Origin of the sequence: Paenibacillus sp. Soil750 (assembly GCF_001428045.1) — a bacterium.
GTDB classification, from domain to species: Bacteria; Bacillota; Bacilli; order Paenibacillales; family NBRC-103111; genus Paenibacillus_E; species Paenibacillus_E allorhizoplanae.
The window spans coordinates 1,135,382-1,158,067 of the sequence record NZ_LMSD01000012.1; the positions used below are offsets into that span (position 1 = coordinate 1,135,382).

The window sequence follows — 22,686 nt, forward strand, 5'->3', positions numbered from 1 at the left end:
GCATACGAAATTAAAATAAAAAAACGGTTCCCTACATAAACATGTAAGGAGCCGAAATTTTACAAGTTAGGACGGTCAGGTCTTCAGAAGGAGGTTCTCCGTATGAGTCCTTTTTTCTCACCCACACGTAAAAAGGTTATATTTTTTGATATGAATAACACGATCCTTGATCGAAGACAATGCTTCGACTCCGCTTTTCTTGAAGTTATGCAGGATTTCACGGCACGGTGGGAAACAGAGGATTCGAAACTGACCGCGCAAGAGGCACTGCTTAGCTATAAGTCCGAGTGGAGCCGCCATCGCAAAACACCTATCCGAAGCCCTATCTCGCCAGACGAGTTGCGGCATATTTGTTTAATCAAAGCACTCCATCCATTTCCGATGCAAGTGAGTACGGCGTTTACGCGATCCTTTTTCAATCAAATCGAAGAGAAAGAGGACAATTTCGTTGCTTTATTTCCAGGGGTAGAAGACACACTAGAGCTGCTGTCACGTCAATATAAGCTGGCGATTATCAGCAATGGAAATCGAAATCGACTACAACGTAATTTGGAGAAAATGAAGCTGACCTCCTGGTTCGACCAAGAGCGTTTATTTACAACGGAGAATGATGGACCACGGAAGCCGCATCCCGCGATTTTTGAGCAAGCCCTGAAATCGATGAATACGGCTGCAGGCCAGAGTGTGATGGTTGGGAATTCGTGGCGTAATGATGTGGTAGGTGCGGCTTCTACTGGGATGGATGCGGTCTGGATTCACCCAGCCAATATTAAGAAAATCTCTGAAAGGCGGATTGGGAAGCAGAAAGTGATCATCGTTCGTTCATTCAAACAATTAATCTATACGTTCTGAAAATCTTCACAGCATTCGTTAGCCAATCGTTTGAAAACAATAAATACTGCCTTGATGCGCCTTCGCTTTCTTCTTGAGTTGAGCCGCTGTTTGAGAAATATAGTCTAGTGAAATAGGGGACTCACAGCTGCAGATGACTAAAGATAAGGACACCGTGACCCCTTCGCTTTTCACTTGCTGGCCCCCCCGATCCACCACATACTCCCAGTCTTCGCCTTCATAGAACATACGGACACCGGTTTCGAAGCGATTGATGATTTCCTGACACAAGAGTTTCGGTGATAACGAGGTGGATATCGCAATAAAATCATCACCGCCAACATGACCGACAAAATCGCTTGGTGTTCCATAGAAAGCGATGGCTTGTTGCATTAAATCCGCCATATACTGAATTAATTGATCCCCTTTTTGAAAACCAAATCGATCATTGTACCATTTAAAATAATCCAAATCCGCATAGATCACATGAAATGGCACTCTCGCCGTTATTCGTTTGTTCAATTCCCGATTAATTTGCAAATTCCCAGGAAGGCCTGTTAGTGGATTCGCGACGCGTGCTGATTCCATTTTCACATTCGTAATACTCTCTAATATCGTTCGTATGGATGCTGAACCTGCCATTTTCCCCTGACTAGTAATGATGACAAGGTCGTATAAATGATGAATCGCACGTGAAGTTGCCAACTGGGACACTTGCTCCACAGGCGTTAACTCGTCTACGATTAAGGGAGAAGCATCCATCACACTATCAATCGTGCGATTCCAGTAAAGGGAATAAGCATATTGACCAGCCAAATGCTGGAATAAGCGATCTCTCATCATAAGACCGCGCGGCTCATCGTCATGAACAATGACAACCCCGACTGCCTCTTGATTTTTTTTGAAAAACTCCGCAATTTCGGAAATTTGCACTTTCGTATGGAACACACCAACAGGTGTTTTCAGCTCGCCAATATGCCAAGTCATAGTGCCTCCTTGTACGTTGCGATGCTGCCAAATGGTCATTTTATGCGTGTCTTGAACAGTCGCAATGGATGTAGAAGGTCTCCCGAGTAAAAAGCCTTGCGCATAATGCACACCCATTTGAGTTAATTTGGCTAGCTCCTCTACTTGTTCAATTCCCTCAGCGATTAACGAAATGTTCATTTTCTGAGCAAAGGTGACGAAAGTTTCGAGAATATAAGCTTTCACTTTATTCAAATGAATATTTTCAATCAATGAACGATCGATTTTAATAAAATCAGGCTGAAGCTCGGCAATCGCTTGGAGTGAAGAATATCCTGCCCCCGCGTCATCAATCGCAATGCGATAACCCTGTGTCCGATAATGAGCTAAAATTTTCTTAGCCAAAGTGAAGTCCTCGATCGAACTTCTTTCCGTAATTTCGAATACGACATTGCTCGGACGAAGTCCATACTGCTGTAGAATCTCAAGCGTCTTACCTGGAATAAAGCCAGGATCCTCTAAAACGTGTGACGAGATATTAATAAATAACAATTGCTGTCCGTGTTCCAAAATGGAACCTTGTATCGCCTTCTCACGGGCTAGCCGCTCTAGACGATATAGCTCACCTTGCTGCTCCGCATACTGAAACATCGCGAGCGGCGAATGGAAAGGGCCGTCCACCGGACCGCGAGTTAAAGCTTCATACCCCATCACTTGTCCATCTTGCAAGGATACAATTGGTTGATAAACGGAAGAAATACGTTGTTCTTCTATTAACTTATGAAACTCTATCGCGACTTCTGACTGAGTAAGCATGTCCATCATCCTCATCTATTTCTGCATCTATTCCAAGTCTAGCAAATCAAATGATAGGTAAGATTAACCATATGTAAAATGTATGTAAAGACTTTAAGAAAAAAAGAGGGAATTACACTTTTTCCTCGAAAAGGTGAGATATGGATTGTAGGTGCGTATAGCAGATCTCGTGCGGAAAGGACAACCGATGGAACAACAAGTAAAAATCTTGGCGGTAGATGATCGCTATGAAAACTTGCTGGCTCTGAATAGCATTCTGGCCTCTTCTTCCTATGACGTTATTTCATTACAATCAGGGGAGGAAGCACTTCGCTATTTATTAAAAGAACCTGCTGACCATATTGCAGTTATTTTGATGGATGTGCAGATGCCGGGGCTTAGCGGTTTTGAAACCGTAGAATTAATAAAGCAACGGAAAGCCTGTCAAGATATCCCGATTATTTTCTTAACCGCCTTGAGTACCTCAATAGAGCATGTATTGCGAGGCTATCATGTGGGTTCGATTGATTACTTATTTAAACCTGTACATCCCAAAATGCTGCGCATGAAGGTGGATGGTTTCGTTAATATGCATCTGAACCATCAGAAGCTGAAAGCTCAAAGCGAGCTTTTACATAAACGTACATTAGATCTTGAAGAAACGAATCGCAAGCTTGCAGAAGCTGAGGAGAAGTTAATAGAGCAAAACTTACTTCTCGAGAATTGGGTCGAAGAGCGTACATCTGAGCTGGTCGATGCCCATGAGAAGCTTATGAACTCCCAAGAACATTTCAAAAAAATGTTCATCCTCTCGCCTTCCTTAATGGCCATTCGCCGATTACCTGATCTTACCTTTCTGGATGTTAATGAAAGCTGGAAGCAGCATACAGGCTATGGAGACGAGGTTATTGGCACAGCCTTGAATCTATTTCGTGACGATCTTAATAATTCATCTAAATATGGCGATATTGTCCGGAATGAGAAAGTTCGTTATGTTACCAAATCTGGCGACGTTCGGACTGCGCTCCTATCCACAGAGATCATCGATATCGAGGATGAAAATTGCTTGCTCCATGTCGCAGTTGATATTACGGAAAGTCTTCGATTTGAAACCGAAATGGCACGCCTTGCTCAGTTAAACCTAGTCGGTGAAATGGCCGCGGGTATCGCACATGAAATTCGGAATCCGATGACGACGATTCGTGGCTTCCTTCAACTCTTTCAAGAAAATGATCGACATATGCAAAAGGAATATATCCCTATCATGTTGGAAGAATTGGACAGGGCCAACGATATTATTACGGAATATCTTTCTCTAGCCAAGAATAAGCAATCCTATCAACGTCCTGAGAGTATTAACCGTATCATTGAAAGCTTGCTGCCTCTGATTCAAGCAGAAGCCGTCATGTCAGGCAAACATGTTAATGGTCAATTCGGATATTGTCCAGAGATACAACTTGACGACAAAGAGATGCGGCAGCTTATTCTGAACATGTGTATGAATGGTCTTGAGGCTATGAGCATAGGCGGAACACTATCGATTGAAACCTATCAGGAGAATGAACACGTTGTCCTCTTAATTGCTGATCAAGGCAGTGGCATTAAGACAGAGCATTTGGAGAAGCTGGGCCGCCCCTTCTTCACGACGAAGGATGAAGGAACTGGACTCGGTTTAGCCATCTGCTACAGTATTGCTGCCAGACATCACGCTACGATTGAAGTGAGCTCCAGTCCAAATGGTACTACCTTCTTCATTCGATTCCCGCTTCATTCCAAATGATAAAAGGGCCATCTCCGAGAGTAGATAATCTACGCTTGGAGATGGCCCTTCTCTATTTCGCTTATACGTTCAGATCTTTCCGTTTCCCTGTTACCATGTAGATGACACCTTCGCCGATATTCGTGGTATGATCTGCCACACGCTCCAAGAAGTGCGCAACAAACAACAGATGGGTCAGTTGACGATTCCGATGATAATCGGTACCCATCATCCCCATCAGCTCCTGCATCACCGTACTGTACAGCTTATCTACACGGTCATCCTTCTCGGCAAGCGATGCCGCCCTATGTACATCGCGTTCCGTATAGGATAGAAGGCTCTCATGCAACATTTCGATAGCAATTTCCGCCATTTGCGGAATGACTTCTAGTGGCTTCACCAGCTCTTCACCTGCAAATCGAATTGTGATCTTCGCGATATCGACAGCATGATCTGCAATACGTTCCAAGTCCGTGGCAATCTTCAACGCCGTTCCAATAATTCGCAGATCACTAGCCATGGGTTGTTGAAGAGCAATTAATCGTAAACATAGCTCATCAATGGTCGTTAAATAATCATCAATAAGATCATCCTTCTGGATGACTTGCTGAGCGGCCTTCTCATCCAGCTTGGCAAGGGACTCCACGGAGGTGTAAATTAAATCCTCCACACTTTCTCCCATTTGCTGTAATTCCTTCTGCAGTAGTGCCAACGACTGATGAAACCCTGGTCTTGCATCCATGTGTATCTCTCCCTTTATGTGTTTTAACCGAAACGTCCGGTAATGTAATCTTCTGTACGTTGATCATTCGGATTCGTGAAGATCTTATCGGTTTGGTCGGTTTCGACTAAATAACCGTTCAGGAAGAAAGAGGTTTTATCTGAGATTCTCGCTGCTTGTTGCATGTTGTGGGTCACGATGATGATCGTATATTTCTCTTTTAAGGTTTGTGTTAGTTCTTCTACTTTCAATGTTGAAATAGGATCCAAAGCCGATGTTGGCTCATCCATCAGCAATACATCTGGTTCGACAGCGAGTAATCGTGCGATACATAAACGTTGCTGTTGTCCCCCGGATAATCCCATCGCAGACTTATTCAGTCGATCCTTGACTTCTTCCCAAAGCGCAGCTTGTACGAGACTGCGTTCTACAATTTCATCTAACACAGCTTTCTTCTTGATACCGTGAATTCTTGGACCATAAGCGATGTTATCATAGATACTCATTGGGAATGGATTTGGACGTTGAAATACCATACCCACACGTTTACGCAGTGACACGACATCGGAATCCGAGCCATAAATATTGTGTCCGTCCACGGCTACATTCCCTGTGATCCGCACATTATCGATAAGATCATTCATTCGGTTCAACGTACGAAGGAACGTGGATTTCCCACAACCCGAAGGACCGATCAACGCGGCGATAGATCCTGTTTCGATATTCAAATCAATATCGTGAAGTGCTTGGTTTTCGCCATAAAACAAATTCAATTTCTCTGCTTTAATTTTGTACTTCGTCGCGATAGCCATATGTTATTTCCCCCCGGAAAGTCTTTTTTGTAAGATTCGACTTGGTATCGAAACCAGCAGATTGAAGATCAGGACAACGATTAAGAGTAAAGCGGCACTGCCCTTGGCAATCTCTTTCGCATCAGGAACAAGTGATTCTGCACCGATGTACCAGAGATGAACGGAGAGCGTCTCTCCCATTTTGAGCGGATTGAAATCTGGGAAAAAGCGCGATACGGACAAGCCAGCTGTATAAATGAGAATCGCTGATTCACCAAGCGCCCGTCCGGCGATTAACGTAATACCTGTAATCAAGCTTGGTAACGCTGCTGGAATGAGCACCTTACGAATGGCCTGCCATTTCGTTGAGCCTAGCGCCAAGCTAGCCTCCCAATAGGAGTCAGGCACTGTCCGAATAGCTTCCTCTGTCACCCGAACCATGACGGGTAAATTCAGCAAGGCTACAGTGGCCGCGCCACCAATCAATGAAAACTTGAGTCCTAGCAAGTTAGCGAATAGAAGAAATCCGAAAAGACCAAATACGATAGATGGTACGGAAGATAGTGCCTCTACGGAAATACGGACGAGATCAGTGAACCAATTCTTTTGCGCATAAATGGCTAAGTAAATACCTGAAAATAAACCGATTGGAATCGAAATCACAAGTGACAGGAACAGTACGTAGAACGAGTTAAAAAGCTGAGGTCCTACGCCACCGCCGGCTTTGATTTCTTCGGGCTTACCGAAGATAAAATGCCAGGATAAATGCGGGATGCCATCCCCTAGTATGCGAACGAGAAACCATGCCAGAATCCCGATAATGACGATGCCTGATGTCCAGAAATAGATGGTTGCGATGCGATCTGTTGATTTACTTGTCATTTGAGTTCACTCCTCTTGGCTACAATACGAATGATGAGAATGAGGGATAAGGAGATGACAAGTAGGAGCAAAGCCATCAAATAGAGCGCGTTATTCCACGTTGAGCCGTAATTTGTATTCCCCATATCTTTAACGATGGCTGTCGTTAGTACTGTCGTTGAATCGAGCAGCGATTTGGGCATTTGCGGTGAGTTCCCGATGACCATGAATACTGCCATCGTTTCGCCAATCGCGCGGCCCATCCCAAGGATGATCGCTGTTAGAATACCAGGTCTCGCTGCTGGTAGGAGTACACGCCACATCGTTTGCCACCGTGTTGCTCCCAGTGCCAATGAGGCTTCTTCCAAACGGCCCGGAAGCGAGCGAATCGCATCTTCGGAAATGGACAGAATAGTAGGTAGAATCATAATGGCTAGAATGATCGCTGCTGGCAAAATGCCGTACCCGATGCCACCTGTTATTTTACCTAACGCTGGTACAATGACGGTCATCCCGATCAGTCCATAAACAACTGAAGGAATCCCAACGAATAGATCCGTGGCAGGACGCATGATCTCACGCATCCATTTTGGTGCTATTTTAGCCATAAACAAAGCACCTGATAAGGCGAGTGGAACGGAAATGACGACCGCAACTAGTGTCATGAGCAACGTGCTGTAAAGAAACGGAAATGCGCCGAATTTATTTTGACCAGGTGTCCAATCGGTAGAAAAGAAAAATTCGAGAGGACTTACACCTTGAAAGGTTTTGATTCCCTGCATACCTACGAAAATGATGATTGAGAATATAATTGCAGAAACTAGAGCAGCACTGCCAACAAACACCCACCTCATCATTCTATCTTGCCGATGCTGATTTTGAGTCCATTTGGTGACGACTGGGCGACTTGCATCTGATTTCACATTGCTGGTAAGTTGATCTACTATGGAATTCACTGGGTGATTCCCCTTTCTCTACAATACACAAGACTTACTATTATCATAGAATACGAATGTCATTGGATCGTAAATGAATTGTTAAGGGAATGTAAAAGTTTTGCGTGTATGCGCGGTATTCCGAGTTTGCAGCGAGTGATCTCCCCGCACACATACACAGAAAAAGAGCGCTGCATGAATATGCAGACGCTCATGATGGGATATCTTATTTTTTCAACAAATCAGCTGGTAAGAACTTCAATTCACGAACTTGCTTACCTTGGAATTCTTTTGTGGAGATGTAGTCGATGAATGCTTTAGCAGCACCTGTCGCTTCACCTTTTGTATACATGTGCTCAACACCGAACAATTTGTATGTGCCGTTTTTGATGTTTTCTTCGGAGAATGCTACGCCATCAATTTTCAAAGCTTTTACAGTGTCATCGATATACGGCGTATCAACATAACCAACGGAACCGGATTGACCAACAACTGCTGTTTTCATTGCACCACTATTTTCTTGGGTAATACCGTCTTTCGTGAATTCTTTGCCATCCAAAATAATTTGTTTAACTAGTGTACGGGAACCTGAGCTGTCCGGACGGTGAACAAGAACGATTTTCGCGTCATTGCCGCCAACGTCTTTCCAGTTTGTAATTTTACCCATGTAGATGTCAGCCGCTTGTGCTTTTGTTACGTTGTCTACTTTAACATCTTTGTTAACGATGAATGCGAAAGGTGCGATTGCTACTTGGTGATCCACAAGGCCTTTATCTTTATATTCAGCAGCAGGTTCTACGTCGGAGTTACCAATGTCGGATGTTCCGTCTGCTACGTTTTTAATTCCTGTACCTGAACCACCAGCAGTAACGTTAACAGTTACCTTCGGGTTCTTTTCCATAAACTCTGTTGCTGCTTGTTTAACCAATGGAAGAAGTGCGCTGGAACCAGAAGCTGTTACTGTGCCGCTCAACTCTGTTTTCGGTGCATCTGTCGGTTTAGCAGAAGCTGAAGCTGCAGTCGTTGCTGCTGTTGTTGCTGCTGCGTTGTTCGTCTCTGTTTTAGCGCCGCAACCAACCAAAGTCCCCATCATTAGTACCGCGGATAATGTAAATGTAATTCCTTTTCTCGACATGAAGTTAAACATAGTTAGCATGTCCTCCTTTGAATGTATGTGCTGGATTTGGTTATGTTCGATCCCCATCTACTTGTGTGTCGAACGACCTTACTTCCATATGGTAACAAGCGAATGTAAATTACAAACCCACGAAACGTTAACGTAATGTAAAACTTTTAATTTACAAATCGTTTACATAGTTCGACGCTTTAGTTAATAGAAGCCCCCTATATTAATAAGTAATTAGACGAAGAATGTCTAAGCTTGTCTATTTATAGGAGGAATACATATGATTAGATTGATGATGTCAAACTTCTCTATGCGTGCAAAATTAATCACAAGCTTCAGCGGTGTATTAGTAATTTTCTTAACCGTTGCTCTGTTTAATCTTCATCAGGTGACACAAATCAAGCAGCATATGATCGATCAGAACGATAAGGTAGATCTTAAAGTAATGGCCTTAGAGCTTAAGAATTTGGTTCAGGAGATGAACATCATTGCTTCTGGACTTGAAATCTCCAAGAAACCCGAATTTATTGAGAAATACAATAGTAAACGAAAACCGTACAATGATTCCATTAAGAAGATAGGCGATACCGCCAGTACTCCTGATCAACAAAAATGGCGAAGCCAGTTAATCCAAGCCTCGGTTGATTACATTAACAATTTCGATTCAGCAGCTAAAATGGTTCAGGACCCCAACATCAAGCCAACCGATCTTCAGATTAATTTGTTGTACTTATATAGTGAATCGCAAGAGTTGAAGGATAACATTTTTGGATTAGTCGATAAATTTTACATAACCTATGCAGACGGTGCTGCTGCTGCCATCGCTGACTCCTCCAAAGCACTCAATAATAGCCGTACGATCATGTTGGTTGCTTCCGCTGTTGTGTTCTTTCTTACCCTTGTTATCGCTTTTCTCATTATTACATCGTTCACGCGTCCGATTTCGGTACTGCAAAAAGCCGTCGCTCGCATTGCCTCCGGGGATTTAACCCACACCATTAATTCCTCTGCCAAAGATGAGCTAGGGCAATTGAGTAATAGCTTCGACCAAATGATTAAACAGGTTAGGCTCATGCTTGGCGCGACCAAGGGCATCGCTTCTTCCTTATCTGCCCATTCGCATGAATTTCATCGCTTCTCACAGCTGACGGCTTCGGCTAATTCAGATATCCTCAAAGCGATCCACGAGATTTCGACAGGTGCGGATGAACAAGCGATGAAAACAGAGAGCAGCTCATTACTCATTGCCGAGCTTGAAGAAGAAATCCGCGATATCAGCGCGTATACCCATGAAATGAAACGCAGCAGTGACGAGGCAGCTATCGATACGCAGCAAGGTACTGCGTACGTACAAGCGCTCAAAGCATCGACTGCGCAGTCGCAGCTCCTGCTGCACAAGGTTGACGCTGCGATGCAGACGCTCAGCGCCAGCTCTAAGCAGATCGGCGCCATCGTGCGCTCGATCATGGAAATTTCAACGCAGACGAATGTCCTTGCGTTGAATGCCGCGATCGAAGCGGCCAGAGCCGGCGTGCACGGCCGCGGCTTCTCCGTGATCGCGGACGAAGTGCGCGAGCTGTCCCTGCAAACGAACGGATCGTCGAAGACGATCAGCGGTATCATCGGGACGCTGCAAGGACAGATTCAGGAACTGCAGCTTTCACTAGGTGATGCACGTGAATCTGCGCTAACGCAAAGCAGCCATGTGGAGGAAACCTTCGGCGCGTTCAATAGAATTGAACAATCGACGTTAGTCATCCGTGAGCAGATTGTGCAGATTCATCAGAAAATCGAGCAAGCCCAATCGAAAAACGATCATCTTGTTGATTCCGTCCAATTCGTTGCCGCTATTGCGCAAGAGACAGCTGCAGGTGTTGAAGAGGTGAACTCGACTAGTATCCAACAGGACGCGTCGATCCGCCGTATTGCCGAGGAGTCGGATGATATTCTTGAGCTGGCTCAGCAGCTTTTTGCAGAAATTAGCAAGTTTCAAATTGCGGAGGTTGTTAGTGTGGAGGAGCCAATAGAAATCCATCTGGCTGAAGGTCATATCGTGGAACAAATTGTGGAACAAATCGCAGCCATTGAACAGGAATTGAACGTAGAGCCCGTATTTGAACAGCAGCGTGACGTCCAGCAACAGAAGGAACGCAAGGACGAGGAGCAGCGTTTAGAAGAAAAGAAAGAATTGGTGGGGGTTAAGTAACACATAGAGCTTCCAACCGTTTTCGAGACTGAGTTAGTCGGTTTCTCCGACTAACTTCCAACAAGCAAAAGAGCTAAACGGATTTTAAGCCGCTTAGCTCTTTTCATTTTCGAAAATCATTTATTTCGCAATCTCATCCGTTGCTTTGATGTTGCGGAGGATGCTCACTTCGACTCGGCGATTCTTGGCCCGGCCATCGGTTGTCGCATTCTCAGCAATTGGGCGATACTCGCCGTAACCAACTGAGGAATAAGACGCTGGCTGAATCTTGGTGTTAACGAGCAGCAATTTCATAAAATTCACAGCACGCTTGGCGCTTAAATCCCAATTCGTTTCAAAATCCGCCCGGTGAATCGGTATATTATCGGTATGTCCAGCCACTTCAACCTGATAGCCTGGATATTGTCCCAGTAGATTCGACATCGATGTGGCTAGATTCTGGGACTCTTGCTTGATCGTAGCAGATCCCGAATCGAACAGTGCGCGATCGCTTATTGTGATCGTCAATTTTTCATTATCCAACTTGGTTGTCAGCTGTTCACTCATGTTATTCTCTTTAATGAAAGCATCCATACTTTTCTTTAGTTCTTCCAGATCCTTTTCTTCCTTCTGAAGCTTCGCAGCTAACTGGCTCTCGATTTTATTCTCTTCTTTGGAAGGTGGATTCTGGTTCTTAAAATTATTTTTCGTCGAATTCGCAGCATCATCAATTGGAATTAAGTTCGACATGGCGAATGGCGCTTCGCCACCTGTGAAAGCATTATTTAACGATCGCATAATGGAATCATATTTCTTGGAGTCCAACTGACTAGAAGCAAACAGAATGATAAAAAGGGCAAGTAGTAAAGTCAATAAATCTGCATAGGGAATCAGCCAGGATTCATCGACATGTTCTTCATGATCCTCATGCTTCTTTTTTTTACTCACTGTCCGGATGCCCCCCCCTCCATGCTTTCTTCATAGGACTCACGATCTTTGTTAGCAACAAAAATCATCATCTTCTGCTTCACGGAATTGGCAGACACACCGGATTGGATGGAAAGTAAACCTTCTACGACCATCAGCTTAATTTCAACTTCTTTCTTGGACTTCTGCTTAAGCTTATTTGCAAAAGGGTGAAAAATAACATAGCCCAAGAAAATACCGAACATGGTTGCAACGAATGCTGCTGAAATCAAGTGACCCAACTTCTCAACTTCACTCAAATTACCGAGTGCCGCGATAAGCCCTACTACCGCACCAAGTACCCCTAGTGTAGGCGCATATGTACCTGCTTGTGTAAAAATGCTTGCAAATTTCTTATGTCTCGTTTCCATCTCAGCAATATCTTCAAGAAGAACATCACGCACGAAGTCAGGGTCATTCCCATCGATAATCAGTCGCATACCGCTTTTCATAAAAGGATCCGAAAGCTCTTCAGCTTGCTTCTCCAAAGAAAGCAGCCCCTCACGACGCGTAATGCTCACCCAGTTAATGAACGTCTCGATCAATTCTTTTTTGGGCATTAGTTTCTGTTCGGTAAAAATAATTTTTAATAAGACCGGAATTTTCTTGATCTCTTCGAGTGAGAAGGCTATGAGCAGCGCTGAAGCTGTTCCACCGAAAATGATTAATGCGGCCGCAGGATTTAATAAGGCTGCTAGACTTGCCCCTTTTAATACCATCCCAAAGCCAATGGATACTGCAGCCAGCACAATACCAATAATTGATGATTTCTCCATCCTTCATGCACCTCTTCAAGTAATCGATTTATGAATTTCCAACTTGTTCAAGCAAGCTTTCGACAATAACTGAGTCCTATATTCATAATAAGTTTAATTGTGCATTACCACAATCCTTTTTCATAAAAATATTAGGTCAAAAGACCCATATGTTCATCATTTCGAACCAATTAGGTCGAATCCTGACGAAGAACACTACTCATTAAATTATGTGGAGCTGCATTGAATTCCTTCTTATTTCGCTCTCTTTCGGAATTCAACCGATGTGGTAAAATTGGTATGTCTTGGTATCCATTGTGGGAACGATAGGACATAATAACTTCAGCTAGCCAGTATAGGAGGAATGTTTGGAATGGAGAAAAGACCTTTTGGCCAGACGGGAGCACAATTCCCACTATTAAGCTTTGGCGCCCAACGTATTGTAAATGAACATAATTGCACGGAGGAACAAGCGATTCAGATAGTGAATCGTGCGATCGATGAGGGAATCACTTACTTCGACACAGCGCCTAGCTATTCGAAAGGGCAATCGGAAGAACGGTTAGGTAAAGCACTAGCCCTGCATAATCGCAGGGACGAGGTATGGATTGCAACCAAGACCAATGACCGAACGCGGGACGGTTCCTTGCGACTTCTCGAAGACAGCTTGAAGCGACTGCAGACGGATCACGTCGAGGAATGGCGTCTACATAATATTATGAAAATGGAAGAGCTCGATCAGTGTTTGTCCAAAGGAGGCGCACTCGAAGCTTTACTTGAAGCGAAGGAACAAGGCATGATTAAGCATATCTCAATCAGTGGTCATACGAATCCTCAAGTCCAACTGGAAGCGATTGACCGCTATCCATTCGATAGCGCACTTGTGGCACTATCTGCTGCCGATCACCTTGTTTATAGCTTCGCCCATGAGTTCCTCCCCAAGGCCAATGAAAAGGGAATCGCAGTCATCGGCATGAAAGTCATGGCGCTGGGCAAATTGGCGCCGTGGTATGAGAAAGCTTTGCGCTACACGCTATCTTTGCCAATCTCAACGGCCATCGTTGGTATGGAGTCTATGGAACAACTGGAGCAGAATCTTGCGATAGCGAAAAATTTCAAGCCAATGACCGATCTCGAGCAGCTTGATTTCCTGAAGGAAATTATGCATTTGGCGAATCCGGATGTGCTGAAGTGGAAATCGACGGATTGGGTTTCCGGCGAGTGGTATGAGAGGTAGCAACAGCGAAAGCCCGATAAGCTCAGAGCCTATCGGGCTTTTTTAACTATCATGTCACCGAAGATTATTCTTTGGAGTCGAAGAAGAAGTGCTCTACCTTCCATTGCTCCCCTAACTGGAGAATGCCATACGAGTAGCGTGGCTGTCTTCTTTTATCCGTAGGCGAACCTGGATTGAACATAATCATTCCTTGAACATTTTGTAGAAATGGGACGTGTGAGTGTCCAAAGATCACCATATCAGGCCGCTCAGCTTCGAACGCCTCACGTGCTCTTTCTTCAGTCGTTTTCCGGAAACCATCTCCATGGATAAGCCCTATGCGGAAGTTACCGAAAGTTAGCACTTTCTTTTTCCCGTATCGCTCCACAATGTCTTCACCATCATTATTACCAGCCACGGACTCACACGGCGCAATCTGCTCGACAAGCTCGATGACATGCTCACTCACCCAATCACCTGCATGAATGATCAGATCGACACCCTGTAGCCCGGCTATAAGCGCATCGGGCAGCTTCGTGGCACGGTAGGATAAGTGCGTATCTGCTATAACACCTATTCGCATCACCTTAACTCCTTCCAATATCAACAGTCATTAAACATATACTAGTCAGGAATAAGTTGGAATGCAAATAAGTATTTGGGACTCATGTGTCAATCATACAAACAGCCGCCTCACATAACGTGGAACGGCTGAGAGCTTACATTATTAATCCAATTGACGCACTTGCACGCCTTTGTCTCGAATGCGATCTAGTGCTTCCTTGCTCGTAAGTCGATCGGTAATCACATGTTGAATCTCCGACCAACCCGCAACTTGTGTTAAAGCCTGTGTGCCGAATTTACTATGATCAGCCAGCAGATAGGTTTCGTCAGCAATGCTGATCATTTTGCGCTTAATTAACGCTTGCAGCTCATTCGATTCGCTGATACCGCGCTGTACGTGAACCCCTTTACATGAAAGGAACAGCTTGTGCGCATGGTACATATCCAAGGACCGCTCCGATAATGGACCTACGTAGGATAAAGACTTCGGAGAAAGCAAGCCACCGGTGGAGATGACTTGAATTTTCTCCTTGCCACTTACCTCCAAGGCAACTTTCATCGAATTGGTGATGATGGTAATCGCCATGTCTGGAATCATTTTCGCCATATACCAAGCTGTGGTACTCGCATCAAGAATGATGCGGTCCCCCTCCCCAATATGTGAAACAGCTTCCTTCGCAATGCTATTCTTGAAATCCGCATGAGCCGTCTCCCGCTCCATGAAAGGAACTTCGGTCTGCGCTTCCTTCACGCTCACCGCACCGCCATGGCTGCGCATGAGCTTGCCTTCGGCTTCTAAGCGATCCAAGTCACGTCGAATTGTTTCTTCCGTGACCTGACATAGCTCACTTAACTCGGTCACACGGATGCTTCCTCTTTCATTAACCAATTGAACGATTCTCTGCCATCTTTCTGCTACCAGCATCGTTACCCCTCATTTCACCGTCGATCGGGAGGCCACCTGACAGAACACTGCATACGCCGCCTGCCAACCCGCCTCATCCTGAGGATGATACGTCTTGACTGGGAACGAATTCCGAATCAGCTTCCTGGCTTCGCGCAAATTCGCGATATACCCTAGTGCTATCCATTGTACTACAAGGTTTCCTAAGGCACTACCCTCTACCGGCCCAGCCCACACTTCACGCTGTGTAGCGCTCGCTGTGAACTGACAAAGCAGCTCATTCTGAATGCCGCCACCAACGATATGTAAACCGCGGTACGTCTTGCCTGAAAGCTGCTCTGTACGCTCCAAGATAAAGCGATATTTCAGTGCTAAGCTTTCCATGATGCAGCGCACGATTTCACCATCCGTCTGAGGCACAGTCTGCTGGGTGTCACGACAATATTGTTGAATTTGCTTTGGCATATGAGCAGGATTTAGGAACATATCATCATCAGGATCGATGAAGAATTGGAATGGCTTCACGACTTCTGCTTGCTTTACAAGTTCAGCAAAGCTGGTTGTTTTGCCTTCTTTTTCCCATGTCCGCTTGCATTCCTGAATAAGCCATAAGCCCATGATGTTCTTCAGTAAGCGATTCGTGCCGTACACGCCGCCTTCATTCGTGAAGTTCCACGATAAAGCTTGTTCCGTGAGCACCGGCTTCTCCGTTTCAGTTCCGAGCAACGACCATGTCCCACAGCTAAGGAAAGCGAAGTCATCATCAAGCGCAGGAACGGCAACAACTGCAGATGCGGTATCATGCTCGCCAACGGCGATGACAGGGATGGAAGGAACATCCAGTTCCTCACAAACAGCTGGACTTAGTGATCCAACTCGAGTCCCCGACGCGACAGGCGGTAAGAAGATTTGAGCCGGCAGGCCTAGCTGATCAATCAATTCGGTGTCCCAAGTGAAGCTCGTTGCATTAAACAACTGCGTGGTCGTCGCATTCGTGAATTCACTATGCTTTTCGCCAGTCAGGAAGTAGCGAAGCAGATCTGGAATCATGAGAAACGTCGCCGCGCGGTCAAGTAATTCCGGATTATTTTTCTGAAGTGCATACAATTGGAAAATGGAATTGAATTGCAAAAACTGCAGCCCTGTTAGCGCATACAGTTTTTCGCGTCCGACGATATCCATGACTTCGCTCATGATGCCATCTGTGTGATGATCCCGATAATGATACGGATTTCCTAATAGCTCGCCATTTGCAGCTAATAAACCGAAATCTACTGCCCATGAATCAATGGCCAAGCTTTCGATATTCGCGTAGCCTAGATGTTTGGTTTGTAAAATGCCTTGCTTCAACTCATGAAGCAGCCGCAAAATGTCCCAATGAAGGTGGTTGCCCACCTGCACTGGATCATTGGAGAAGCGGTGAATTTCCTCGATCGTGATCCGGCCCGCTTCAGAATCAAGACGTCCGACGATCGCTCTGCCGCTGCTTGCTCCCAAATCAAAGGCTAGAACTGTCGAAGATGTACTCACCAGCTTGCACCGCCTTTGCCACGCGCGTTAATTTTCTCGTCATACCCGCTTGCCAAGTAAGCTTTCATCGGATCAACCGGCACGCCGATTTCTTCACGAACCGCTTGAAGAAGAGGTGTTACATCAAATTCAAATGCTTTACGAACCGCATCCTCAGCGCCAAGAACATCTTGATTCTCTTGTGCAGCACGAACTTCTTCAAGGTTAATCAGAAGCGCTTTCGCATATTGCGTTTGTACGTTAAGTACAGAACGAAGCATCGCTGGGATTTTACGCTCAATGTTATGGCTTTGGTCGATCATATACGCAATGTTGTCAGCCGCTTGACGAATTTGTGCGTTCTTGTCATTCGCTGCATCAATAATTTGATAGAAGATTAAGAACAATTCATACGGATTCACGGATCCAACAATCAGATCATCATCTCCATATTTACGAGAGTTGAAATGGAATCCGCCTAGTTTATTTTCATCCAACAAGTATGTCACGATATGCTCGATGTTCGTTCCCTGCGGGTGATGACCTGTATCAACAAGCACTTCGGCTTGCGGACCCAATTTGTTAGCCAAATTGAATGCCATACCCCAATCAGCTAGATCTGTGTGATAGAACGCAGGCTCATAGAATTTGTATTCGATCAACATGCGCATGCTAGGTGACATCGCGTTGTACATTTCTTTCAGGGACTCATACATCCATGCTTTACGAGCGCGGATATCCACTTGTCCTGGGTAGTTAGAACCGTCAGCAAACCACAAGCTCAACACGTCAGAACCTACTGTTTTAGCGATGTCTACACACTCAAGGAGGTGATCCGTTGCTTTACGGCGAATCGCTGCGTTTGAGTTCGTCACACTTCCGAAGATGTAGTCATCTTCTTGGAAAAGGTTCGGGTTCACCGCACCGATGGAAACACCTAGATCAGAAGCATGCTGCTTCAGCTTGGCGTAGTCGTCCACTTTATCCCATGGGATGTGGATCGCAACCGACGGGCAAACACCCGTCAGTTTATGCACTTGCGCCGCATCTTCGAATTTCTCGAACGGATTACGTGGCACGCCTGTTTGTTTGTAAACTTTGAAACGTGTTCCTGAGTCTCCGTAACCCCATGATGGCGTCTCAACTTTCAATGCTTTCAGCTTCGCTTTGACAGCTGCAATATCAATGCCTCTCAGGGCTTGTTGTTCTTCGAATAATGCGTAGGCTTTGTCGCTCATCGGTTTTATGGCCTCCTAGTAGGTGTATTAGCGCGTGAAGGCAGCAGGTACGCCACCATCAACAGTGATCATGCAACCCGTTGTTTTAGCTGCTTTGGATGAAGCGAAGTAGACAATAGCTTCTGCAACATCTTTCGGGAAAATGTTGACAAGCAGCGTCGTTCTCTTACGGTAGTGCTCTTCCAACTGATCCGGTTCAATTCCATATGCAGCCGCACGCTCATTGCGCCAGCCGGAGTTCCAAATGGCAGAACCTTGAAGAATAGCATCTGGCAATACGGAGTTCACGCGGATACCGAATTCGCCGCCTTCTGCTGCGATACAACGCGCCAAGTGGATCTCTGCCGCTTTGGCAGTGGAATAGGCAGATGCATTTTTCCCTGCGAATACGGAGTTCTTGGAGCCGACGAATACCATGCTGCCGCCAACTTTTTGTGTTTTCATAATCTTAAACGCTTCTCTAGCTACAAGGAAATACCCTGTGCTAAGTACGTTCATGTTCAAGTTCCACTCTTTAAGCGATGTTTCGTCAAAAGGACTGGAAGTCGCAAGACCTGCGTTGTTCACGATAATATCGATTCCGCCGTAGCTAAGAATAGACTCGCGGAACGCTGCTACTACTTCTTCTTCTTTCGTTACGTCCATGCGAACAGCAATCGCTCTGTTTTCGCCATATTGTTCGTTAAGTTCTGCCGCCAGCTTCTGTGCACCTTCCAGGTTCAAGTCAGCAAGCACAACGTGTGCGCCATCTTTGAGGAATTGACGAGCTGTTACGCTTCCGATTCCGCCCGCTCCGCCTGTGATGAAGGCGATTTGACGGGAGAACTCAGCTTCTGCAGGAGCAAGTGTTAATTTATAAAGTTCAAGAGGCCAGTACTCAACATTGTAGGATTCATTTTCGCTAAGGGATACGAACGTTCCAAGCGCTGTAGCGCCTCTCATAACGGAGATTGCACGGTGGTAAAGCGCGCCGCTAATTTGTGCCATAGCCCAGCTTTTGCCTGTGTTGATCATCCCGATTCCTGGAATAAGGATAACACGCGGAGCTGCTTCATTAATAACGTCGCCTTCATTTTTGTTACGGTCAAAATAAGCTTTGTACTCTTCTTTGTACGCTTCGATTCCGGCTTTAAGTGCTTCAGTCAAGGAAGCTGCATCACCTGTTGTCGGATTCCAGTCGATATATAATGGTTTCATTTTCGTATGGACAAGGTGATCCGGGCAAGCTGCACCCACTTGGGATAGCGTTGCGGCATCACGGCTATTTACAAATTGAAGCACATCGTCTGCACTGTCAATGGTAAGGATCATTTTCTTCTCGTTACTTACTGCACCGCGAACGATTGGAAGAACTTGAGCCAATAGTTCGTTGCGAGCTTCTACGCTGAGGGATTCATATTTGGATCCGCCATATAGGTTCGCTTCGTTCACGCGAGCTTCGATGAAGCTTGCTGCTTCATTAATGATAGCGATTGTTTTCAAGTAACTCTCTTCAGACGTTTCGCCCCAAGTTACTAGACCATGTTTCTCCATAAGAACAAGCTCAGCTTTTGGATTGTTGCGAACGCCATCTGCGATCATTTTGGAAAGTGTAAAGCCAGGACGTACATAAGGTACCCATACGAAGCGATCGCCATAAATTTCTTTCGCAAGCTCACGTCCGTTGTGTGCGCAGCAAAGCGAGATAATCGCATCTGGATGCGTGTGGTCAACGTTTTTGAATGGTAAGAACGCATGTAAAAGCGTCTCAATGGAAGCACGCGGGTGCTTGCTGTCGATCATACAGTTCGCAAGATAAGCAACCATTTCTTCGTCAGACATTTCGTCACGCTCAATCAAAGGACGAATATCTTCCATACGAAGACCTGTGAAATTCTTTGCTTTCATTGTTCCAAGATCAGAACCGCTGCCTTTCACCCACATCACTTCAACATCGCGACCACGGAAATCTTTCTCGATCGTTTTGTAAGAAGTATTGCCGCCGCCCCAGTTACATACAGCGCGATCCGTGCCTAATAGATTAGAACGATAAACAATTTCCTCTACACCTTTCGATACTGCATTCGCTTTTGAAGCTTCCCATAAATTCGCAACCATTTAAGTACCCTCCTAAGTTTTACATCCCATGTGTATGTGTTTGTATTTGATGGTTTCATCTTATCACATCTTTGTTTGTTTTTGAATAATTATTTTTATTTTTGTTTTTAAAGGAAGTAAACACAGATTCATCCGTGTATTGTGTTTAAAATGAAGGGTTAACTAGTTGTTGAGGGGAGATTCGGATGAAATTGAGGGTCGTAGACAAAAATTACTGTGTTAATCTTCGAATATGTTGGTTTTCTTCTGAATTCAATAACATTGCTCAAGTTGAGCTAGCCATGATGTAAGGGGAAAAGTTCGGTGTTTGTTGAGTAGCTATGGTGTTAGGGGCAAATTTGATGACCGTTTGGTTTTTTTCTGTATTTGGCTTTGAATCTGTCTTTTCATTCGGCAACGAGGCTACAGCGGAGCAATAACTGGAAAAACTACAGCTAATTCTGCGGAAATCATTTCTTCTAGGGCATTAACTGGATAACCTACAACTATTTTCAGCTGAAATCGCTGATTCAGGCAAAAACCTCATTATTAACTACATGTTTTCCATTTAATTCAATTTTTCTGACTTATAAACTACATTTAACTGCATGTTTTCCATTTATTCAGGTTGGTGGAGATCGGCCCAGTCAGTCAGCCTAAATGTCATCATCAAACTGCCACTTATCTCCGCCACTGACTGAACCTCCAGACATGTCATCCTGCATATCGCCGCCGAAATCCCCGTATTCGTCCTCGGCCACATTTTGCAAATCAAACGCGTTGATCGTTATGATCGGATAAGTATGATGCGCGGCGATTTGAGCTGCCTGCAATTTCATAAACTTCGGCGAGCCTTCTGTCTCTTCATCATAAACAAGCAATATGCCGTCAGAGTTTCGTAGGAGGAACTTGTCCCTCTCTTTGAACTGCCAAGGCCCATCATATTTAGTCTTTGTTACACTGTTCACGTAATTGGCGCGCTGTATAACGCTAGCGTAGCAACCTTTCTTATCATCACTCCACTTCTCTTCCTGCTCTAGAAAAGGAGTAATTACTGCAAGCTTAATTTCTGGATGCGTGCTCTCTCTCAGTTCAAGTGCAGCCTCCGCCGCCCATAGTTCCACGCCCCATTGACCACTGACGACAACCCATTCAAGCCCATCATCTAACAAGGCGATGAGCCGTTTTTGAATTGCTTTTTTGATGATCGGAATGCCTGGATGCTTCAATGAGAAAATGCCAAGTTCATTCGCTTTGTACCCAGTAATCAGTACTCGTTTCATATGAACTCACCTCCTTGTTGATCATCCTAACAGGTTAGCATAGTTAGATCGAATTAGGAAGAAGTGCAGATTTCAATCATTACTATGTCATATTATATGACACAAATGTTAATTTTCGCACATTAAAGACAATTTATTGACTGTTTTTATCAAAATAATGATTGAAATTTCAAATAAATTAAGTTATTCTGTTCTCAACACACAAATGTACGTTAACTAACCTAACATTAAAGAGGGGCGGAGAGATAATGAATATTGCACTTGTTGCGCATGATGTTTACAAAAACTTGCTCGTGGACTTTGTCATAGCTTATAAGCATATTTTCCAAAAGCACCAACTCTATGCTACAGGTACTACAGGAAGAAGAATTAGTGAAGCAGCCAAACTCGATGTCATTCGCTTGCGCTCAGGCCCATTTGGCGGGGATCAACAGATCGGTGCGATGATTGCGATGGATGATATTGATTTGCTTATCTTTTTCCGCGATCCCATCTCTGCATTAGGACATGAACCTGATATTACAGCACTCCTTCGCCTTTGTGATGTTCAACAAATCCCCCTTGCTACTAATCTAGGCACCGCAGAAATGTTGATAAGAGCCATGGAAAACGGCTTCCTCTCCTGGCGTGAAGAAATACGCAAATATGATTCTCCACGATTGAATGGTACGGAAAACAAATAATGCCTGGATCACAATTATTCAATTATGCATGCCATTTGACCAAGCTAGTCCACTATGATTTGCATATCTTATATCATCTCTTCTTGAAAGGATGATAGAAATATGGCAAAGATTAAACAAGGATCAGGCGGCCCCGTTCAATTCAGACATCGCATGGAGGGTTTGACATCTCTCACACAAAATCATCGGCATTCCTTCGGTAATTTAAGTGACATCGTGATTCCGGAGGATGGCAGACACCGTCACACTTTCCAAGGCATTACGACAACTGCTGACGGGCATCGTCATTCCTATTCTGGCCGTACTGGCCTCAATATCGGTATAGGGGTGAATCATTTCCATCGTTTTCAAATCTCAACAAATATTGCAGATGGACATCGCCACATCATTTCTGGAAGAACAACAGGTGTCATTCGTCTAGGCGTCGTCGTTGGACACAAATTGATTATTGAAAGCATCGTCCGTCAAAGCGTAAAATAAATGACAAAAAAAGACTACTGAACCCCTGTTCAGTAGTCTTTC

20 protein-coding genes are annotated in these 22,686 nt (G+C 44.8%); 6 read left to right on the top strand and 14 right to left on the bottom strand.

The genetic code is table 11. The annotated features are described in order from the left end of the window. Positions 1 to 102: 102 nt before the first annotated feature. On the top strand, positions 103 to 852 hold the full coding sequence (locus ASL11_RS16885; protein ID WP_056616679.1) for an HAD family hydrolase: 750 nt from the start codon (positions 103 to 105) through the stop codon (positions 850 to 852). 18 nt (positions 853 to 870) lie between these two features. Here ASL11_RS16885 and ASL11_RS16890 read toward each other — a convergent pair whose 3' ends face one another. Beyond that, positions 871 to 2,613, bottom strand: coding sequence for a GGDEF domain-containing protein (locus tag ASL11_RS16890; protein WP_056616682.1), 1,743 nt, complete (start codon positions 2,611 to 2,613; stop codon positions 871 to 873). A gap of 187 nt (positions 2,614 to 2,800) precedes the next feature. Here ASL11_RS16890 and ASL11_RS16895 point away from each other — a divergent pair, with 187 nt between their 5' ends. Further along, a complete protein-coding gene (locus ASL11_RS16895) occupies positions 2,801 to 4,372 on the top strand; it encodes a response regulator (RefSeq protein ID WP_056617172.1) in 1,572 nt (523 codons plus the stop codon). A 61-nt stretch (positions 4,373 to 4,433) separates the two neighbouring features. Here the strand turns inward: ASL11_RS16895 and phoU are convergent, their stop codons facing one another. The 5 genes from phoU to ASL11_RS16920 form a co-directional block, all read right to left on the bottom strand. Next, entirely contained in the window at positions 4,434 to 5,093 is a 660-nt protein-coding gene (gene phoU, locus ASL11_RS16900) for a phosphate signaling complex protein PhoU (protein WP_056616685.1), read from the bottom strand. A gap of 23 nt (positions 5,094 to 5,116) precedes the next feature. Next, on the bottom strand, positions 5,117 to 5,884 hold the full coding sequence (gene pstB, locus ASL11_RS16905; protein ID WP_056616688.1) for a phosphate ABC transporter ATP-binding protein PstB: 768 nt from the start codon (positions 5,882 to 5,884) through the stop codon (positions 5,117 to 5,119). Between the two features lie 3 nt (positions 5,885 to 5,887). Beyond that, positions 5,888 to 6,745 (bottom strand): phosphate ABC transporter permease PstA, encoded by an 858-nt coding sequence (pstA, locus tag ASL11_RS16910; protein WP_056616691.1) that lies wholly within the window; start codon positions 6,743 to 6,745, stop codon positions 5,888 to 5,890. After that, positions 6,742 to 7,680 (bottom strand): phosphate ABC transporter permease subunit PstC, encoded by a 939-nt coding sequence (pstC, locus tag ASL11_RS16915; protein WP_056616694.1) that lies wholly within the window; start codon positions 7,678 to 7,680, stop codon positions 6,742 to 6,744. The genes pstA and pstC overlap by 4 nt, the downstream gene beginning before the upstream one ends. Positions 7,681 to 7,885: 205 nt before the next feature. Beyond that, complete coding sequence (locus ASL11_RS16920) at positions 7,886 to 8,806, bottom strand: phosphate ABC transporter substrate-binding protein (RefSeq protein WP_056616697.1); 921 nt, start codon at positions 8,804 to 8,806, stop codon at positions 7,886 to 7,888. Positions 8,807 to 9,065: 259 nt separating this feature from the next. On the opposite strand from ASL11_RS16920, the gene ASL11_RS16925 reads away from it, so the two are divergent. Then, the gene (locus tag ASL11_RS16925; RefSeq protein ID WP_056616701.1) at positions 9,066 to 10,991 is read left to right on the top strand and encodes a methyl-accepting chemotaxis protein; all 1,926 of its coding nucleotides are present in this window, start codon (positions 9,066 to 9,068) and stop codon (positions 10,989 to 10,991) included. Positions 10,992 to 11,111: 120 nt separating this feature from the next. Here the strand turns inward: ASL11_RS16925 and motB are convergent, their stop codons facing one another. Both motB and motA read right to left on the bottom strand, forming a co-directional pair. After that, complete coding sequence (gene motB, locus ASL11_RS16930) at positions 11,112 to 11,918, bottom strand: flagellar motor protein MotB (protein WP_056616704.1); 807 nt, start codon at positions 11,916 to 11,918, stop codon at positions 11,112 to 11,114. Then, positions 11,915 to 12,712 (bottom strand): flagellar motor stator protein MotA, encoded by a 798-nt coding sequence (gene motA / locus ASL11_RS16935; protein WP_056616707.1) that lies wholly within the window; start codon positions 12,710 to 12,712, stop codon positions 11,915 to 11,917. The genes motB and motA overlap by 4 nt, the downstream gene beginning before the upstream one ends. A gap of 352 nt (positions 12,713 to 13,064) precedes the next feature. On the opposite strand from motA, the gene ASL11_RS16940 reads away from it, so the two are divergent. Next, a complete protein-coding gene (locus ASL11_RS16940; protein WP_056616711.1) occupies positions 13,065 to 13,928 on the top strand; it encodes an aldo/keto reductase in 864 nt (287 codons plus the stop codon). Positions 13,929 to 13,992: 64 nt separating this feature from the next. Here ASL11_RS16940 and ASL11_RS16945 read toward each other — a convergent pair whose 3' ends face one another. The 6 genes from ASL11_RS16945 to ASL11_RS16970 form a co-directional block, all read right to left on the bottom strand. After that, positions 13,993 to 14,490, bottom strand: coding sequence for a metallophosphoesterase family protein (locus ASL11_RS16945; RefSeq protein ID WP_056616714.1), 498 nt, complete (start codon positions 14,488 to 14,490; stop codon positions 13,993 to 13,995). A gap of 144 nt (positions 14,491 to 14,634) precedes the next feature. After that, positions 14,635 to 15,396: a DeoR/GlpR family DNA-binding transcription regulator gene (locus tag ASL11_RS16950; RefSeq protein WP_056616717.1), complete on the bottom strand. Its 762-nt coding sequence runs from the start codon at positions 15,394 to 15,396 to the stop codon at positions 14,635 to 14,637. A gap of 9 nt (positions 15,397 to 15,405) precedes the next feature. Beyond that, positions 15,406 to 16,908, bottom strand: a complete 1,503-nt coding sequence (gene rhaB / locus ASL11_RS16955; protein WP_056616719.1) for a rhamnulokinase — start codon at positions 16,906 to 16,908, stop codon at positions 15,406 to 15,408. Then, complete coding sequence (rhaI, locus tag ASL11_RS16960) at positions 16,902 to 18,122, bottom strand: L-rhamnose isomerase (protein ID WP_056616722.1); 1,221 nt, start codon at positions 18,120 to 18,122, stop codon at positions 16,902 to 16,904. The genes rhaB and rhaI overlap by 7 nt, the downstream gene beginning before the upstream one ends. A gap of 27 nt (positions 18,123 to 18,149) precedes the next feature. Continuing rightward, complete coding sequence (locus tag ASL11_RS16965) at positions 18,150 to 20,219, bottom strand: bifunctional rhamnulose-1-phosphate aldolase/short-chain dehydrogenase (RefSeq protein ID WP_056616726.1); 2,070 nt, start codon at positions 20,217 to 20,219, stop codon at positions 18,150 to 18,152. 635 nt (positions 20,220 to 20,854) lie between these two features. Then, positions 20,855 to 21,481 carry a DUF1273 domain-containing protein gene (locus ASL11_RS16970; protein ID WP_063795587.1) on the bottom strand — a complete coding sequence of 209 codons (627 nt, stop codon included), beginning with the start codon at positions 21,479 to 21,481 and terminating at the stop codon, positions 20,855 to 20,857. A gap of 248 nt (positions 21,482 to 21,729) precedes the next feature. Between ASL11_RS16970 and ASL11_RS16975 the strand changes: the two genes are divergently transcribed. Both ASL11_RS16975 and ASL11_RS16980 read left to right on the top strand, forming a co-directional pair. Beyond that, positions 21,730 to 22,164: a methylglyoxal synthase gene (locus ASL11_RS16975; RefSeq protein WP_056616729.1), complete on the top strand. Its 435-nt coding sequence runs from the start codon at positions 21,730 to 21,732 to the stop codon at positions 22,162 to 22,164. Between the two features lie 102 nt (positions 22,165 to 22,266). Then, positions 22,267 to 22,644: a YmaF family protein gene (locus tag ASL11_RS16980; protein WP_056616732.1), complete on the top strand. Its 378-nt coding sequence runs from the start codon at positions 22,267 to 22,269 to the stop codon at positions 22,642 to 22,644. Positions 22,645 to 22,686 lie beyond the last annotated feature (42 nt).

Coding starts and splice junctions, on each gene's coding strand:
- ASL11_RS16885 (WP_056616679.1), top strand. CDS start 103: ATGAGTCCTTTTTTCTCACCCACACGTAAAAAGGTTATATTTTTTGAT.
- ASL11_RS16890 (WP_056616682.1), bottom strand. CDS start 2,613: ATGCTTACTCAGTCAGAAGTCGCGATAGAGTTTCATAAGTTAATAGAA.
- ASL11_RS16895 (WP_056617172.1), top strand. CDS start 2,801: ATGGAACAACAAGTAAAAATCTTGGCGGTAGATGATCGCTATGAAAAC.
- phoU (WP_056616685.1), bottom strand. CDS start 5,093: ATGGATGCAAGACCAGGGTTTCATCAGTCGTTGGCACTACTGCAGAAG.
- pstB (WP_056616688.1), bottom strand. CDS start 5,884: ATGGCTATCGCGACGAAGTACAAAATTAAAGCAGAGAAATTGAATTTG.
- pstA (WP_056616691.1), bottom strand. CDS start 6,745: ATGACAAGTAAATCAACAGATCGCATCGCAACCATCTATTTCTGGACA.
- ASL11_RS16920 (WP_056616697.1), bottom strand. CDS start 8,806: ATGTTTAACTTCATGTCGAGAAAAGGAATTACATTTACATTATCCGCG.
- ASL11_RS16925 (WP_056616701.1), top strand. CDS start 9,066: ATGATTAGATTGATGATGTCAAACTTCTCTATGCGTGCAAAATTAATC.
- motA (WP_056616707.1), bottom strand. CDS start 12,712: ATGGAGAAATCATCAATTATTGGTATTGTGCTGGCTGCAGTATCCATT.
- ASL11_RS16940 (WP_056616711.1), top strand. CDS start 13,065: ATGGAGAAAAGACCTTTTGGCCAGACGGGAGCACAATTCCCACTATTA.
- ASL11_RS16945 (WP_056616714.1), bottom strand. CDS start 14,490: ATGCGAATAGGTGTTATAGCAGATACGCACTTATCCTACCGTGCCACG.
- ASL11_RS16950 (WP_056616717.1), bottom strand. CDS start 15,396: ATGCTGGTAGCAGAAAGATGGCAGAGAATCGTTCAATTGGTTAATGAA.
- rhaI (WP_056616722.1), bottom strand. CDS start 18,122: ATGAGCGACAAAGCCTACGCATTATTCGAAGAACAACAAGCCCTGAGA.
- ASL11_RS16965 (WP_056616726.1), bottom strand. CDS start 20,219: ATGGTTGCGAATTTATGGGAAGCTTCAAAAGCGAATGCAGTATCGAAA.
- ASL11_RS16970 (WP_063795587.1), bottom strand. CDS start 21,481: ATGAAACGAGTACTGATTACTGGGTACAAAGCGAATGAACTTGGCATT.
- ASL11_RS16975 (WP_056616729.1), top strand. CDS start 21,730: ATGAATATTGCACTTGTTGCGCATGATGTTTACAAAAACTTGCTCGTG.
- ASL11_RS16980 (WP_056616732.1), top strand. CDS start 22,267: ATGGCAAAGATTAAACAAGGATCAGGCGGCCCCGTTCAATTCAGACAT.